Here is a 16,183-nt window from a genome sequence, read left to right on the forward strand (position 1 = left end):
TTATATTGGAGTACAGACGGAAAGGGATAGATAGTTCAAGGTTCAGAGTTAAAAGTTCCAAGACTCATCAAACTCGGCGGAGGGAGCTTTGGGAGGACAGCGGACGGCGCGGGAGGGTCAACACAAGAAGAGAAAAGGGGCATACCATAGCATGCCCCCTCGTATCCAACAGACATCCTGTACCGGAAACCCTATTTCTTCCGGTTGGCCTGCATCAGCGACCTGATCCTGAGCCGCAGGGAATTGATCTTGATGAAGCCTTCGGCGTCGGCCTGGTTGTAGACCTGGTCCTTCTCGAAGGTGGCGAAATCCAGATTGAAGAGCGAGTCGGTATCGGACTTGCGCCCCACGGTGCGGCAGAGGCCCTTGTACAGCTTGACGCGGGCCACGCCGTTGACGCACTTCTGGGAATCGTCGATCAGGGTCTGGAGCATCTGGCGCTCGGGGGAGAACCAGTAGCCGCCGTAAATCTGCCGGGCGTACTCGGGGATCAGGCTGTCGCGGATGCGCAGGACTTCGCGGTCCATGGTGATCTGCTCCACCGCCGAGTGGGCTTCGCGCAGGATGGTGCCGCCGGGGGTCTCGTACACGCCCCGGGATTTCATGCCCACCGAGCGGTTTTCCAACAGGTCCACCCGGCCGATGCCGTGCTGGCCGCCCAGGAAGTTGAGGTGTGCCAGCAACTGGGCCGGCGTCATCTGCTCACCGTCCACGGCCACGGCGTTGCCGTTCTTGAACTCGATCTCCACGTACTGCGGCTTGTTGGGGGCCTTTTCCGGCGACGTGGTCAGCACGTACATCTCTTCGGGCGCCTCGGCCCAGGTATCCTCCAGGATGCCCCCCTCGAAGGAGATGTGGAGCATATTGCGGTCGGAGGACCAGGGGCGCTTCTTGGTGACCGGGATCGGAATGCCGTTCTTCTTGGCGTATTCGATCAGGGCCTGGCGGCTGTTCAGGTCCCATTCGCGCCAGGGGGCCACGACCTTGATGGCCGGGTTGAAGTGGTAGTAGGCCAGCTCGAAACGGACCTGGTCGTTCCCCTTGCCGGTGGCCCCGTGGGAGACGGCATCGCATTTTTCCTTGGCGGCGATCTCCATCTGGCGCTTGGCGATCAGCGGCCGGGCGATGGAGGTCCCCAACAGGTAATGCCCCTCATAGATGGCGCTGGCGCGGAACATGGGGAATACGAAATCCCGCACGAACTCTTCCCGCAGGTCGTCGATGTAGACCTTGTCGGCGCCGGTGGCCAGGGCCTTCTCGCGGATCGGCGCCAGTTCGTCGCCCTGCCCCAGGTCGGCCGAAAAGGCGACGACCTTGCAGCCGTACTCGTTTTTGAGCCATTTGAGGATGATGGAGGTATCCAGGCCGCCCGAGTAGGCCAGGACGATCTTCTTGATTTCCTGTTTCTGAATTTTTGCCATGTGCTTCTCCTTTAACGGATTAGTATGAATATCCCAAAAAACGTCGCTGTTTCGTCAGGCCAGGGTGCCAAGGGAAATCAGTGCAGGCGTGGCAGCGCCACATCACACAAGGGGTTCCCGCAGGGCAACGCCGAGATGGCGGAAAAGCGGTGTTTCTACCCCCTATATAAATTCCCCAAAGAAGCGTCGATTTTTCGTCAGGCCAAGGCGCCCAAGGGGACCCGCGGAGGCGTGGCAGCGCCACGTCGCACAAGGAGTTCCCGCAGGGCAACGCCGGCATGGCGGAAAAGCGGCGCTTCTACCCCATGAGTGTGGCCATGATCGCCTTCTGTATATGCAGCCGGTTCTCCGCTTCGTCCCAGACCACCGAGTTCTTCCCTTCGATGACCGAGTCGGCGATCTCCTCGCCACGGTGGGCGGGGAGGCAGTGCAGGACGATGGCGTCCGGCTTGGCCAGGGCCAGCAGGGCGTCGTCCAGACAGTAACCGGCAAAGGCCCGTTCCCGCTCCTTCTGCTCAGACTCCTGCCCCATGCTGGCCCACACATCGGTGTTGATCACGTCGGCATCCTTGACCGCCGCCTTCGGGTCGTCCGTCACGGTGATCCTGCCTGGGGCCTTGGCATCGGCCCAGGCCAGCACCGCCTGGTCAGGCCGGTAACCGGCCGGGCAGGCCAGGGCCAGGTCGAAGCCGAAGATGGCCGCCGCCTCGATCCAGGTGTTGGCCATGTTGTTGCCGTCCCCCACCCAGGCGAATTTGAGCCCCTCGTAGGTGCGCTTGTGTTCCAGGACCGTCAGCAGGTCGGCCATGATCTGGCAGGGGTGGAACAGGTCGGTCAGACCGTTGATGACCGGCACGGAGGCGTAGCGGGCGAATTCATCCACGATCTCCTGGCCGAACGTCCTGATCATCACGCCGTCGCAGTAGCGGGACATGACCCGGGCCGTATCCCTGATCGGCTCGCCGCGCCCGATCTGGGAATCCCGGTTGGAGATGAAGAGGCCGTGGCCGCCCAGTTGAAACATCCCCACTTCGAAGGAGATGCGGGTCCGGGTGGAGGACTTCTCGAAGATCATGGCCAGGGCCTTGCCGTCCAGAAGCCGGTGGGGGACGCCCTGTTTCTGCTTCTCCTTCAGCTCCCGCGCCAGGGTCAGCATGCCGTCGAGTTCTGCCTTGTCGTAATCGTGCAACGCCAGAAAGTGCCGCGCCATTCTCTCCTCCGTTTATGCCCCGACCTCGGCCAGAATGCCGTCGAGGATCGCTATCATTTGTGTTATTTCCTGTTTGGTGACCACCAAGGGCGGCACGAAACGCAGCACCGTATCATGGGTCACGTTGAGCAGCAGGCCGCGGCTGTGCCCCTTCTTGACGATCTCGGCGCCGGGGATCGTCAGGCTCATGCCGATCATCAGGCCGATGCCGCGCACCTCCTTGACAAAGGGATACTTCCTCCCCAGGGCTGCCAACTCGCCCAGCAGGTACTCGCCGATCTCCTCGGTGTGGTTGAGGATGCCCTCTTCCAGGATGGTGTGCACCGTGGCGATGGCCGCCGCGCAGACCAGCGGATTGCCGCCGAAGGTGGAGCCGTGGGTGCCGGGCACAAAGGCGGCGGCAAACTCGTCCCGGGCCAGCATGGTGCCGATGGGCGCACCGCCGGCCAGGGCCTTGGCCAGGGTCATGATGTCGGGGAGCACGTCGAAGTGCTCGTAGGCGAAGAGTTTGCCGGTACGCCCCATGCCCACCTGTACCTCGTCGAAGATCAGGATCAGGCCGTGCTGGTCGCAGATGCGCCGCACCTCCCGGAAGTAATCGGGTGACGGCATATTGACGCCCCCTTCCCCCTGGATCGGCTCCAGCATGACGGCGCAGGTGTTGGGCGTGACGGCCGCCTCCAGGGCGGCGACATCGTCGAAGGGGACGTGCTTGAAGCCGTGCAGCAGCGGATCGAAGAAACGCTGCACCTTCTCCTGGCCGGTGGCGGAAACGGTCGCCATGGTGCGGCCGTGGAACGACTCGGCGGCGGTAATGATCTCGTAGCGTTCGGGGCCGAACTTGTCGCGGCTATACTTGCGGGCCAGCTTGATGGCCGCCTCGTTGGCCTCTGCCCCGGAGTTGCAGAAAAAGGCCTTGTCGGCAAAGGAATGGCTGCACAACAACTCGGCCAGTTCGATCTGTTGCGGGATCTGGTAATAGTTGGAGCAGTGGATCAGTTCGGCGGCCTGTTTTTGCAAGGCAGCGACGACCGCGGGATGGCAGTGCCCCAGGTTGTTGACCGCGACTCCGCCGAGGAAATCAAGGTATTCCTTGCCGTCGGCATCCCACAGGCGGCACCCCTGCCCCTTGACCGGCACGATGGGGTAGCGTCCGTAGGTCCTCATGATGTATTTGTCCGACTTTTCTATCCATTGTTGTGTGTTCATTGCGTTTCCAATCTATGAAAAGCGATTTTTTCGTCAGGCCAAGGCGATCAAGGGATGACGAGGAGGCGTAGCAGCGCTACGCCGCACGAGGAGGACCGAAGATCAACGCCGGCATGGCGGAAAAGGCGCTTTTCACTTCACGATCTCCGTGCCGATGCCGCCGTCGGTAAAAATCTCCAGCAACACGGCGTGCTCCACCCGGCCATCGATGATATGGGCCTTTTTGACCCCTTCGTTCAGGGCGTCGGCGCAGCAGACCACCTTGGGGATCATGCCGCCGGTAATGGCCTCTTCCTCGATCAGGCGGTGCATGTCGGCCACGGCGATGCTGCCCAGAAGCGTGCCGTTCTTGTCCTTGACCCCCTCGATATCGGTCAACAGGATCAGTTTCTCGGCGTTCAAGGCGGCCGCCACCCGGCCGGCCACCAGGTCGGCGTTGATGTTGTAGCTCTCCCCTTCCGGTCCGACCCCCACCGGGGCGATCACCGGCAGGTACTTCCCGCTCTCCAGGGTCCTGATCAGGTCGGTGTTGACCTTGACCACATCCCCCACATAGCCGATGTCCACCAACTCGCGGGAGCCGTCCTCCGCCTTGGCCTCCAGAAGCAGCTTCTTGGACAAAAGCAGGGTGCCGTCCTTGCCGGAAAGCCCGACGGCCCGGCCGCCGTGATGGTTCAGGTAGCCGACGACCTCCTTGTTCACCTGGCCCACCAGCACCATCTCCACCACCGACATGGTTTCGGCGTCGGTGACCCGCATGCCGCGGACAAACTCGGACTCGATCCCGTAGCGCTTGAGGGTCTGGTTGATCTGCGGGCCGCCGCCGTGCACGATGACCGCGTTGATCCCCAGGGACTTGAGCATGATCACATCCAGGGCGAACGAGGCCTTCAGCCTTTCGTCCGCCATGGCATGACCGCCGTATTTAATGACAAAGGTCTTTCCCGAAAAACGCCTGATGTACGGCAGCGCCTCCATCAGCGTATTGGCCTTCCCTATCAGGTCTTCCATCATCATAGAGCCGTACCTTGATCCCCTAAAAATAAAACTGCCGACCGGAAAGGTGGCAGTTTACCGTAAAGCGGGCAAAATCTCAAACAGGTTGTTGAAAAACGTCATGAGGAAGGCCGGATGCCAGGCGCCCGGAACGGAGCAGCCGAGGCATAACAGCCAGTTATGCCTCTGTTGCGAGTACCGCGCAACGCCGCAGACGGCTCTCCGCAATAGTTTTTCAACAGCCTGCAAAAGGTTATTGCAGCGGCAACGTCACCGTAACCGTACTTCCCCGCTGGGGCTCGCTGTCGATCGTAATGGAGCCGCCATGCTGGTGCACAAACTCGCGGGCGTAGAACAGCCCCAGACCGAAGCCCCGCACCTGACCGGCATTATCCGGGTCGGCTTGATAGAACTTCTCGAACACCTTGGACAACTCCTCCCGGGGGATGCCGATGCCGGTATCGGCGACAACCACGTGCACGGCGTCTCCGGTGGTGCGCAACGTGATGGACACATGCCCGGTTTCGCCGGAAAACTTGTAGGCGTTTTCAATGACCTGCTGAAAGACGAAGGTAATCTTCCCCCGGTCAAGCCGCAGTACGGGCAGCGGCGATGGGTTGAACTCGGTTTCGATCCCCTCTTTGCGTTGCGTTCCCCCTATGACCTCCACCAGAATGCTGTTCAGGTCGCACGGTTCCAGGTTCAGCCCCTCACGCCCCTCCATGACCTTGCTGAAGGAGAGCAGGTCCGACACCAGACGCCCCAGATACTCGGCCTCGTTATTGACGAGCTTGATATTCTGGTGAAAACCCTGGTCGTTCTGATCGTAGATCCCCTTTTCCACATTCTGTAGAAAGAGCGAGATCGCGGTAATCGGGGTGCGCAGTTTGTGGGAAATCAGCGAGAGAAAGTTGCTTTTGAAGCGATCGAGCCGTTTGAGGCTGGCTAACTCCTCCCTGAGCCGTTTTCTGGCCAGGGACTTTTCCACGGCGGTCCGGAGCTGCAACAGGTTGAGGGGTTTGTTGATGAAATCGTCCGCTCCCTCCCTGAGGGCATTGAGGATAATCTCCTTCTGGGAAAAGCCGGTCATGATGACCACAACCGCGTTGGGGTCCAGCGTCTTCACCTGGCTGAGCAGGTCGATACCCGACCCACCCGGCATCATCACATCGGTCAGGATCAGGTCGCAATGTTCCTTCTGGTAGATTTGCAGCGCCTCTGCGCAACTGCCGGCCTGAAGGATATGATACTCCTTGAGGACCTTTTCGCACAACTCGCGGATAACCCGTTCATCATCCACGATCAGGACCGTTTCCGGCCTGTCCGACGACGGGGAGTCCCCGTTATGCAGCATCTGCAAAGTCATTCCGCGACCTGTCCATCCTGTTCAGATTATGACCCCACCAGCTCCGACAGCATCTGTGCGGCGGCAGACAAGGCTTCTTCGAGCTTTTCGGGCTGGGACCCGCCGGCCTGGGCCAACTCGGGTTTCCCCCCCCCGCTGCCTCCGATGAGAGGCGCCAGACGCTTAATTATATCACCGGCCTTTACGGTGGCAATCAGGCCTTTGGTGACCGCCACCAGCAGGTTGGCCTTGCCCCCGATGGCGGCGCCCAGAACCACGACCCCCTCGCCAATACGGTCTTTCAACGTATCGGAGAGATCGCGCAGCGCCTTGACATCCTCCACCGCCACCTTGACGGCCAAAAGCTTCATGCCCTGCACCTCCACGACCTGCGCGAGCAGATCGCCCGAGGCGGCGGCGTTGAGCTTGCCCTGCAGGGCCTCGATCTCCCGCTGGAACTCCTTCTGCCGGGCGAGGAGCCGTTCAAGCCGTTCCAGGGGGTTACCCCCCTCGGCCTTGAGCAGCGCGGCCATGGCCCGCTGTTCATCCTCCATCTGCCGGACAAAGGCAAGGGCTCCGGTGCCGGTCAGGGCTTCGATGCGGCGCACCCCGGCGGCGATGCCGGTCTCGGCGACGACCTTGAACAATCCGATATCCCCGGCAGCGCGCACATGGGTGCCGCCGCACAGCTCCATACTGACGTCGCCGACCTTGACCACACGCACCGTGTCGCCGTACTTCTCGTCGAAGAGCGCCGTAGCTCCGGCCTCGATGGCTTCCGCTATCTGCATCTGGTTCGTGACCACCTGGTCATTGCCCATGATGTAGGCGTTGACCATGTCCTCGACCCGGCAGATCTCGTCGGCGGTCATGGCCGAGAAATGGGTGAAGTCGAAGCGCAGGCGATCGGCGGAGACCAGCGACCCGGCCTGTTTGACATGATCGCCCAGGACCTGGCGCAGTGCCGACTGGAGCAGGTGGGTGGCGGTATGGTTGCGGGCCGTGGCGTTCCGGGTGGTCTGGGCCACCTTCAGGTCCGCGGCGTCCCCCTTTTTGAGCGCCCCCTCCTTCACCACGCCATGGTGCACGATCAGATCGGGGTAGGGACGGCTGGTGGCGCATACCTCCAGATGGGCATTGCCGGTGGAGATGATCCCCACATCGCCCTTCTGCCCCCCGGAGTCGCCGTAGAAGGGGGTCGTTTCCGTGATCACCCCGACCGAGTCGCCGGCGACCGCGGAGTCTACCTCGACCCCATCCCTGACGATGGCCACCACCGGCCCGTAGGCCGACATCTCGTCGTATCCCACGAAGGTGCTGCGCACCCCGCAGTTATGAAGTTCCTTGAACACCTGGGCGATCCCCTCTTCTCCCGACCCTTTCCAGTGTTCCCGGGCCTGTTCCCGCTGTTTTTCCATGCAGGCCTCGAAGCCGGCCTCGTCGATGGTAAAACCCTCGCTCTCCACGATGTCCGCGGTCAGGTCGGTGGGGAAGCCATAGGTATCGTACAGTTTGAAGAGCGTGTCGCCCGGTATGACGTTCTTCCCGGCGGCGCGCAGGGAGGCGACCTCATCGTTCAGGATGGCCAGGCCGCGGTCCAGGGTTTCCGCGAAACGTTGCTCCTCGGCCAGGACGACCTTTTTGATGTAGGCCTCCCGCTCCAGCAGTTCCGGGTAGGCGTCACCCATCATGTCGCGGACCGCATCCACCGTATGGTAGAGCATCGGCTCGGCAAAGCCTAACATCTTGGCATGGCGTGCGGCACGGCGCATGATACGGCGCAGCACGTAACCGCGCCCCTCGTTGCTCGGCAAGGCCCCGTCGCAGATCAGGAAGGTTGTGGCCCGCGAATGATCGGCGATGACCCGCATGGAGACATCGTCCCTCTCGTTGGCCCCGTATTTTTTCCCCGACAGCCGCTCCACGTGTCTGATGATGCCCTGCATCAGGTCGGTGTCGTAGTTGGTGATGACCCCCTGCATAACCGCAGAGATACGCTCCAGCCCCATCCCCGTATCCACCGAGGGCCTGGGCAGCGGCGTCAGAACGCCGTCGCTCGACCGGTCGAACTGCATGAAGACGTTGTTCCAGATCTCCATGTAGCGATCGCAGTCGCAGCCAACGGTGCACTCCGGGCTGCCGCACCCCGCCTCGGGTCCCTGGTCGTAGAAGATCTCCGAGCAGGGGCCGCAGGGGCCGGTGTCCCCCATGGACCAGAAGTTGTCCTTCTCGCCGAAACGGAAGATCCGCTCCCGGGGCACCCCCTCCTGGAGATGCCAGATGTCGGCCGCTTCGTCATCCTCCTTGTACACGGACACATACAGGCGGTTCTTGTCAAGCCCCAGATCCCTGGTCAGAAATTCCCAGGCATAGGCGATGGCCTCCTTTTTGAAGTAATCGCCAAAGGAAAAATTGCCCAGCATCTCGAAGAAGGTATGGTGGCGCGCCGTGCGCCCCACGTTTTCCAGGTCGTTGTGTTTGCCGCCGGCGCGCACGCATTTCTGCGAGCTGCACGCCCGGCTGTACTCCCGCTTTTCCATCCCGAGGAAGCAGTCCTTGAACTGGTTCATCCCGGCGTTGGTAAACATCAGGGTCGGGTCGTTCTTGGGGATGATGCCCGAACTGGGCACCACCGTATGCCCCCGATCGGCAAAAAACTTCAGAAAACGTGCGCGAATCTCATTCCCTGTCATCGGTCTCCTCATACACAGCACTCACGGTAATTTTAATAAATTTCTTCAACCTTCAAAATCTTCATGATCGCCCCGAGCCCGAAACCGCGGCGCTGCAGGAAGGCGATTACCCGGCGTTTTTCACGGTCGTCGGCCGCGGCAAAGGAGAAACCGGGATACCGGCGCTCCATCACGCTCCGCAGGTCGTCCTGTTCGTCGCGTTCCTGGCGCAGACGCCCCAGGGTCTCCTCGACCAGTTCGGCCGGAACCCCGTGGCGGCGCATCTCCAGGCGCAGGCGCGGGCCGAAAAAACGGCCGCCGTTCACGGCCATCTCGGCGAAACGCTCGGCAAAACGGCGATCGCTGAGCCACCCCTGGCCCTCCAGACGGGCCACAGCCTCCTCAATCGCCGCTTCGTCAAATCCCCGCCGGGCCAATTTCTCCCGCATCTTCGCTGAAGTATAATCCCGTGGGGCAAGCAGCTTCAGCGCGTCCTGAAAGGCCCGTTCCGGGGACGACGGTTCAGAACTTTTCAATGTCGAGCTGCCGGGGCTCACCGGCCTCTTCCTCCTGGGACTCGAAGCTTTCCCAGGATGCATCCGAGGTCGAGGAGATGCCGGATATCTTGAGGGCGAAATCGTCCGGGTTCGTGCTCTGGCGCAGGGCCTCGTCGTAGCTGATCAGTTTGGAGGTGTACAGTTTCATCAACGACTGGTCGAAGGTCTGCATGCCGTAGGTTACAAACCCCTGGGAGATGGCATCGTGGATCTGTTTGGTCTTTTCCTTGTCGTCGATGTACTCCTTGACCCTGGCCGTACCGAGCATGACCTCCACTGCCGGGACGCGCCCCTTGCCGTCGGCCCGCGGCACCAGCCGTTGGGAGACGACCCCCTTGATGATCCCGGACAACTGGATACGCACCTGGCGCTGGTGGTACGGGGGAAAAACGCCGATGATACGGTTGATGGTCTCGGCCGCATCCATGGTGTGCAGGGTGGACATGACCAAGTGGCCGGTCTCGGCGGCGGTCATGGCGGTTTCGATGGTCTCGTAATCGCGCATCTCCCCCACCAGGATGACGTCCGGGTCCTGGCGCAGGGCGCCTTTGAGCGCCGCGGAGAAGCTCGGCGTGTCGGTGCCGACTTCCCGCTGGCTGATGATGCTCTTATTATCCCGGTGGAGAAACTCCACCGGGTCTTCGATGGTGATGATGTTGGCGGTGCGGTTCTGGTTGATGAAATCGATCATGGCCGCCAGGGTGCTCGACTTACCGGAACCGGTGGTGCCGGTCACCAGGATCAGGCCGCGCTCCTCCTGGCAGATCTTCTTCAGGACCGGCGGCAGGTTCAGGCCATCCAGCGACGGTATGGTGAAGGAGATGGTACGGAATACCATGGCCACCGTGCCGCGCTGGCGGTAGGCGCTGACCCTGAAGCGTCCCAGCCCCGGCACGGCATAGGCCAGGTCCACCTCCGAGTTTTCCTCGAACAGGCGCCGCTGACGGTCGTTCATCATGGCCTGGCACATATCCACGACCAGATCCGGCGAGAGGCGCTGGGTGTTGGGAATGGGGTGCAGTCGCCCATCGATGCGCACGATGGGAGGAAGGCCGGTTTTGATATGAATATCCGAGCCCTTGGCCTTGACGGCGATAGTCAGAATTTCGTCCAGATCCATGCGTGTCTCCCCAATTCAGGTCTGCCGTGCCGGCGTGGTTTGAAGCCGATGAGCAGCAGGCGAAGCCAGCTATCTCAGCACACGAATGCCGGCCGTATCAGGCGGCCTCTACAGGCGCCGGCCCCTTGACCAGTATCAGCAGTTTCCCTTCGATCTCGGCCAGGGTTTCAGGGTGTTCGGTCAGCCAGGTGCGGGAATTCTCCCGGCCCTGGGCGATCCGCTCCTTGCCGTAGGAAAACCAGGCGCCGCTCTTTTCGATGATCCCTTTGTCCACCGCCAGGTCCAGCACGTCGCCGGTGCGGGAGATCCCTTCGCCGTAGAGGATGTCGAATTCGACCTCCTTGAAGGGGGGGGCGACCTTGTTCTTGACCACCTTGACGCGGGTGCGGGAGCCGATCACCTGGTCCCCCTGCTTGAGGGTGGCGATCTTGCGGATATCCATGCGCACCGAAGCGTAGAATTTGAGAGCATTCCCGCCGGTCGTCGTTTCGGGGTTGCCGAACATGACGCCGATCTTCATGCGGATCTGGTTGATGAAGATGACGCAGCAGTTGGACTTGCTGATGATGCCGGTCAGCTTGCGCAAGGCCTGGGACATGAGGCGCGCCTGGAGCCCCACATGGGAGTCGCCCATCTCGCCCTCGATCTCGGCCTTGGGAACCAGGGCCGCCACCGAGTCGATCACCAACACGTCGATGGCGCCGCTGCGCACCAGGGTCTCGGTGATTTCCAACGCCTGCTCGCCGGTGTCCGGCTGCGATACCAGCAGGTCATCGGTTTTGACCCCCAGTTTGCGGGCATAGCCGATGTCCAGGGCGTGCTCGGCATCCACAAAAGCCGCGATACCGCCGGTTTTCTGGGCTTCCGCCACAATATGCAGCGCCAGGGTGGTCTTGCCGGACGATTCCGGGCCGTAGATCTCCACCACCCGGCCACGGGGCACCCCGCCGACCCCCAGGGCCAAATCCAGGGATATGGCGCCGGTCGAGATCGCCTCCACGCCCGGCAACGCCTCGTCATTACCCAAACGCATGATGGCGCCCTTGCCGAACTGCTTCTCGATCTGGCTCAGGGCCAGTTCAATCGCCTTGTTTTTTTCCTGCATGGTTGTATGTCTCCTGAAAGTGGGATGAACGTGGATGAATGGGGGGTGTTACGGTAGCATATCCGGCGGTTTTCCCGCAAGGTTTTATACCGATTTCAAATCAAGGATGAAATCAAGGCGGCGAGGCTTGTGGCGACGAAGGCGTACAAAGTAGTACGTTGAGGAGCCGAAAACGAGCCAACGAAGATAGCGCCTTGATTTGGAATTGGTATTATACGGGAAACGGACTGCCGTCGGCCAGATAGCGCCTCACCCAGTCCAGGGCCGTCCAGGCGGTCAAGGTGCGCACATCCTCCCGGTTGCCGCCGAACCGGAACCCCTTGGTCCAGCAGCCGTCCGGCGTTGCCAGGGAGATGAAGACCGTACCCACCGGTTTGTCCGCCGTGCCGCCGTCCGGCCCGGCAATGCCGGTCACGGCCAACCCCACAGCGCTTTCCGCCGCCGCACGCATCCCGGTGGCCATGGCGACGGCGCACTCGGAACTGACCGCTCCCCGGGTATCCAGGACCTCCTGCGGCACCCCCAACAGGCGCTGTTTGGCGGCATTGCTGTAGGTCACCGCCCCCTCCAGGAAAAAGGCGGAACTGCCGGGCACATCGGTGAGCCGCTTGGCGATCAGGCCGCCGGTGCACGACTCGGCCAGGGCCAGGGTCAAACCGCGCCGGCCGAAGAGTCCGGCCACGACCTGCTCCATGGTCTCGTGCCCTTCGGAAAAGATCGCTGCCCCCAGCCGTTCCCGCACCAGCTCCACCGCATCCTGGAGACGGGTCCGGGCCGCTGTTTCCGTATCCCCATCGGCCCGCAGGGTTACGCGTATCCAGGGAAAGGTGACGCAGATACTCATCTGCACGGCATGGTTGCCGGAGAAGGCCCCCTTCAGCAGCCCGTCCACCTCCGGCTCGGAAAGGCCATAGACGTTCTGGAACGAAGAAAGGATCACCTTTTTGTGCATCACCCGTTCGCAGAGAAACGGCAGTACCGTATCGCTCAACATCGGCTCCATCTCCGAGGGAACGCCGGGGAGAAAAAAGAAAAAGCACCCCCCGTGGATGAAATGGAAACCGCAGGCGGTCCCGGTCGGATTGGGGATGATCGTCGACTTGGTGGGGATCATGGCCTGCCGGTCGGAGGCATGGCCGCCGCCCAGTTTGGCCGTAAAGCTGCGGATATGCTCCTTCAACTCCTCGTTGACCACCAGGCGCCTGCCGGTGGCGTGGGCTGCCGCCAGGGCCGTCACGTCGTCCACCGTGGGCCCCAGGCCGCCGGTAACGATGACGGCGTCGCTTTTCAGGGCAAGTTCATTCAGGGCCTCGCCGATATCCGGCTCCGAATCCCCCACAACCATATGGCGCAGCACGCGAAGGCCGCATCCCAGCAGGAGTTCGGCGATGCGGCCGGCATTGGTATCGGTCACTTCGCCGCAGATCAACTCACTGCCGATGCTCAGGGTGGAAACCCTCATGACGCCCCCCCGCCGGCCTGCCGCCACGCCACCACCTGCTCCATGACCTCGCGGCAGGGGATGCCCCGTTCCCGGGCGATGCGGCGGCAGTCCTCGTATTCCGGGGCGGCCCGCAACAACAGGCCGCCATCGGAGACCAGCTTGAAGCGCACGGGGCCCAAAGGGGTCTGCAGTTCCTCAACCCGCCGCTCCAGGACGATGCGGCCGGCAGGATAATGGCGCAGGCCGATGGCCGAGGTCTCGGCCAGCACCAGCCGCGCCAGGTTTTCCAACTCTTCCGGCCGGCAGAGGAAGGAGAGTTGCGTTGCCGGCCGGTTCTTCTTCATCTGCACCGGCGTAAAGAACACATCCAGCGCCCCCTCCTCGAAAAGCCGCTCCATCACGTACCCCAGGACCTCGGGCGTGGAATCGTCGATGTTGGTCTCGGCCACCATGACCGGGTCGTCGCCGCCCGCCGCTTTCTCAACCGTGCCGAGAAAGGCCCGCAGGATGTTGGGGCAATCGCTGAAATCCTTGCCGCCGGCACCGCTGCCGATCCGTTCCAGGCGCATGGCCGGCCTCTGCCCCGTCCCTGCGGCCAGGGCGGCGATGATGGCCGCGCCGGTGGGGGTGACCCGTTCACCGTCGCCGCAGTCGCCATGCACGGCCAGGCCGTGCAGCAGTTCGGCCGTTGCCGGGGCCGGCACCGGCAACCGGCCGTGGGCGGTCTCCACGAAACCGCCCCCCAGGGGCAGCGCCGCGGCAGAGACCTCCGTAACGCCCAGGTAATCCAGACAGATGGCCGTGCCGACGATATCGACGATGGAGTCCACCGCCCCCACCTCGTGGAAATGGACTTCATCCAGGGGTACGCCGTGCACCGTAGCCTCGGCCTCGGCCAGGCGGCGGAAAATCCGCCGCGCCCGCTCCTTGACCGAATCGGCCAGGGAGCTTTCGGCGATCATTGCGTCGATGCCGCCGTAGTGGCGGTGGGTGTGGTGGTCGTGCACGGCCACGTCGAACTTGAGGGCCGGAATATGGCGCCGTTCGGCGCGGCTTGTGGAGAGGACGTAGGAGCCGGGGGGGAGTGGGAGCTTTGCCAGTTCTGCTTGCAGGTGTTCCAACGGCACCCCCAAATCCAGGAGCGCCCCCACGGTCATGTCGCCGGAGATGCCGGCGTAGCAGTCAAAATAGACGATTGTCATATTAGGCCCTGTTGATCAGCGAAGCCGCGCAGGCCGCGCCGAAACCGTTGTCGATGTTGACCACCGTAACCCCGGCGGCGCAGGAGTTGAGCATCCCCAGAAGCGCCGCGATGCCGCCGAAGGCTGCTCCGTAACCGATGGAGGTCGGCACGGCGATGACCGGTTTGTCCACCAGCCCGCCCACCACCGTGGGCAGCGCCCCCTCCATGCCGGCCACCACGATGATCACCGAAGCGGCGGTAAGCTCTTCGTGCCGGGCCAGCAGGCGATGGATGCCCGCCACGCCCACGTCGTAGATATGCTCGGCCTCGTTGCCCAGAAAACGAGCCGTGACCAGCGCCTCGGCCGCCACCGGCAGGTCGGAGGTCCCGGCCGAGACCACCAGGATCGTCCCCCTCCCCTTGGCCTCCGCCGGCCTCTGTTCCAGGGTCAGGCACCGGGCATTGGCGTGGTACAGGGCGCCGAAAAAGGTCCGCTGGATCCGCTGCGCCTTGTCCGCATCGATCCGCGTCACCAGGACGTTGCTGCCGTTTTCCGCCATGGCGCCCATGATGGCGATGATCTGCTCGTCTTTTTTCCCTTCGCCGAAGATGACCTCGGGCATGCCCTGGCGCAATTCCCGGTGATGATCCACCTGGGCGCACCCCACGTCCTGGAACGGCAACTGCCGCAGCCGCTCGATGGCCTGCTCGACCGGGACGGTACCCTCTTTGACGGAATCCAGCAATAGTTTGAGTTGATCGGGTGTCATAGTCATTTTACCTCTCGAACCTCGTTTATACACCACGCCCCCAACGCTTTCCACCTGAAATTTCCGTGAATTGCGACAGGGGAAAATCCGGATTATTTGCAAGGGCAGAGGCTGCGGATAAAAATTGTTGTTGCATGTCGGGATATTGGTTTACTGTTATGCCCGGTCCAGGGAACCGGGCGGTCCAGGCCGCCGGGAATAGAGCGGACCAGCGAGACACCATGATTATCGACCCCTTGTCACTCAAACTGTTCGTCACCATCGTGGAAGAGGGCACCATCGCAGGGGCGGCGGAACGGGAGCATATCGCCGCGTCGGCCGTCAGCAAGCGGATCAGCGAGTTGGAGGAGGGCTTCGGGACCCCCCTGCTCCACCGGACGAACAAGGGGGTTGCCCCGACCGATGCGGGGATTACCCTGCTGCAACTTGCCCGGGGGGTTCTGCACGACATGAACAACCTCTACGTGCAGATCAGCGAATACTCCAGCGGCGTGCGCGGCCACGTCAGGTTGTGCGCCAACATCTCGGCCATCAACCAGTTCCTGCCGGCGGAGATCAGGTCGTTCATGGACCTGCACCCCCAGATACACGTGCACCTGGAGGGGGCGATCAGCGAGACCATCATGAAATCCGTGGCCGAGGGGGCTGCGGACGTGGGCATCATCACCATGGGGACCTACCGCCAGGATCTGGAATTCCTGCCGTACCACTCGGACCAACTCATCGTCATCACCCCCAAGGATCACCCCCTGGCCCAGCGGAGGTCCGTTTCATTCCAGGAGACTCTGGAGTTCGATTTTGTCGGCCTGACCGTGGGGAGCGCGCTCCACAACCAGGTGCTGCGGGCCGCCCAGGAACTGGACCGGACTCCCAAGCTGCGTATCCAGGTGAACAGCTTCGATGCCCTCTGCCTGATGGTGGAGGCCGGCTTGGGCATCGGGATCGTCCCCAAGGGTGCCGCCAAGCCCTATTTCAAAGGACTGCGCATCCGCCCGGTGGCCCTGGACGAACCCTGGGCCCGCCGGGAGTTGAAGCTCTGCGTCCGCTCCTGCGATGCCCTGCACGCCGCCGCCCGGCTCCTCGTCGATCATCTCAGACAACCGGAAACATAGGGGGTTGCCATCGCCGTTCACGATGGCAACGTCACCATA

At 62.4% G+C, this 16,183-nt stretch carries 13 protein-coding genes; 1 reads left to right on the forward strand and 12 read right to left on the reverse strand.

Going from position 1 to position 16,183, the window contains the following annotated elements:
* Positions 1 to 191 precede the first annotated feature (191 nt).
* The 12 genes from ET418_RS09170 to larB form a co-directional block, all read right to left on the reverse strand.
* The gene (locus ET418_RS09170; protein WP_420819519.1) at positions 192 to 1,412 is read right to left on the reverse strand and encodes an argininosuccinate synthase; all 1,221 of its coding nucleotides are present in this window, start codon (positions 1,410 to 1,412) and stop codon (positions 192 to 194) included.
* A gap of 307 nt (positions 1,413 to 1,719) precedes the next feature.
* The gene (gene argF, locus ET418_RS09175) at positions 1,720 to 2,631 is read right to left on the reverse strand and encodes an ornithine carbamoyltransferase (RefSeq protein ID WP_149307313.1); all 912 of its coding nucleotides are present in this window, start codon (positions 2,629 to 2,631) and stop codon (positions 1,720 to 1,722) included.
* 12 nt (positions 2,632 to 2,643) lie between these two features.
* Positions 2,644 to 3,840, reverse strand: a complete 1,197-nt coding sequence (locus tag ET418_RS09180) for an acetylornithine transaminase (protein ID WP_149307314.1) — start codon at positions 3,838 to 3,840, stop codon at positions 2,644 to 2,646.
* A 132-nt stretch (positions 3,841 to 3,972) separates the two neighbouring features.
* Positions 3,973 to 4,851 (reverse strand): acetylglutamate kinase, encoded by an 879-nt coding sequence (gene argB / locus ET418_RS09185; protein ID WP_149307575.1) that lies wholly within the window; start codon positions 4,849 to 4,851, stop codon positions 3,973 to 3,975.
* A 238-nt stretch (positions 4,852 to 5,089) separates the two neighbouring features.
* Positions 5,090 to 6,202 carry a hybrid sensor histidine kinase/response regulator gene (locus tag ET418_RS09190; protein ID WP_246153014.1) on the reverse strand — a complete coding sequence of 371 codons (1,113 nt, stop codon included), beginning with the start codon at positions 6,200 to 6,202 and terminating at the stop codon, positions 5,090 to 5,092.
* A 26-nt stretch (positions 6,203 to 6,228) separates the two neighbouring features.
* A complete protein-coding gene (gene alaS / locus ET418_RS09195; RefSeq protein ID WP_149307315.1) occupies positions 6,229 to 8,874 on the reverse strand; it encodes an alanine--tRNA ligase in 2,646 nt (881 codons plus the stop codon).
* Between the two features lie 32 nt (positions 8,875 to 8,906).
* Positions 8,907 to 9,389, reverse strand: coding sequence for a regulatory protein RecX (locus ET418_RS09200; protein WP_188055449.1), 483 nt, complete (start codon positions 9,387 to 9,389; stop codon positions 8,907 to 8,909).
* Positions 9,376 to 10,530 (reverse strand): type IV pilus twitching motility protein PilT, encoded by a 1,155-nt coding sequence (locus tag ET418_RS09205; protein ID WP_149307317.1) that lies wholly within the window; start codon positions 10,528 to 10,530, stop codon positions 9,376 to 9,378. Before ET418_RS09205 ends, ET418_RS09200 begins: the two co-directional genes overlap by 14 nt.
* A gap of 97 nt (positions 10,531 to 10,627) precedes the next feature.
* A complete protein-coding gene (gene recA / locus ET418_RS09210; protein ID WP_149307318.1) occupies positions 10,628 to 11,635 on the reverse strand; it encodes a recombinase RecA in 1,008 nt (335 codons plus the stop codon).
* Between the two features lie 211 nt (positions 11,636 to 11,846).
* Positions 11,847 to 13,097, reverse strand: coding sequence for a competence/damage-inducible protein A (locus ET418_RS09215; protein ID WP_149307319.1), 1,251 nt, complete (start codon positions 13,095 to 13,097; stop codon positions 11,847 to 11,849).
* Positions 13,094 to 14,281 carry a nickel pincer cofactor biosynthesis protein LarC gene (larC, locus tag ET418_RS09220; RefSeq protein ID WP_149307320.1) on the reverse strand — a complete coding sequence of 396 codons (1,188 nt, stop codon included), beginning with the start codon at positions 14,279 to 14,281 and terminating at the stop codon, positions 13,094 to 13,096. Before larC ends, ET418_RS09215 begins: the two co-directional genes overlap by 4 nt.
* 1 nt (position 14,282) lies before the next feature.
* Entirely contained in the window at positions 14,283 to 15,032 is a 750-nt protein-coding gene (gene larB / locus ET418_RS09225) for a nickel pincer cofactor biosynthesis protein LarB (RefSeq protein WP_149307321.1), read from the reverse strand.
* A 221-nt stretch (positions 15,033 to 15,253) separates the two neighbouring features.
* Between larB and ET418_RS09230 the strand changes: the two genes are divergently transcribed.
* Complete coding sequence (locus ET418_RS09230; protein ID WP_149307322.1) at positions 15,254 to 16,144, forward strand: LysR family transcriptional regulator; 891 nt, start codon at positions 15,254 to 15,256, stop codon at positions 16,142 to 16,144.
* The last annotated feature ends 39 nt before the right edge of the window (positions 16,145 to 16,183 follow it).

This window comes from Oryzomonas rubra (assembly GCF_008369015.1).
GTDB lineage: Bacteria > Desulfobacterota > Desulfuromonadia > Geobacterales > Pseudopelobacteraceae > Oryzomonas > Oryzomonas japonica.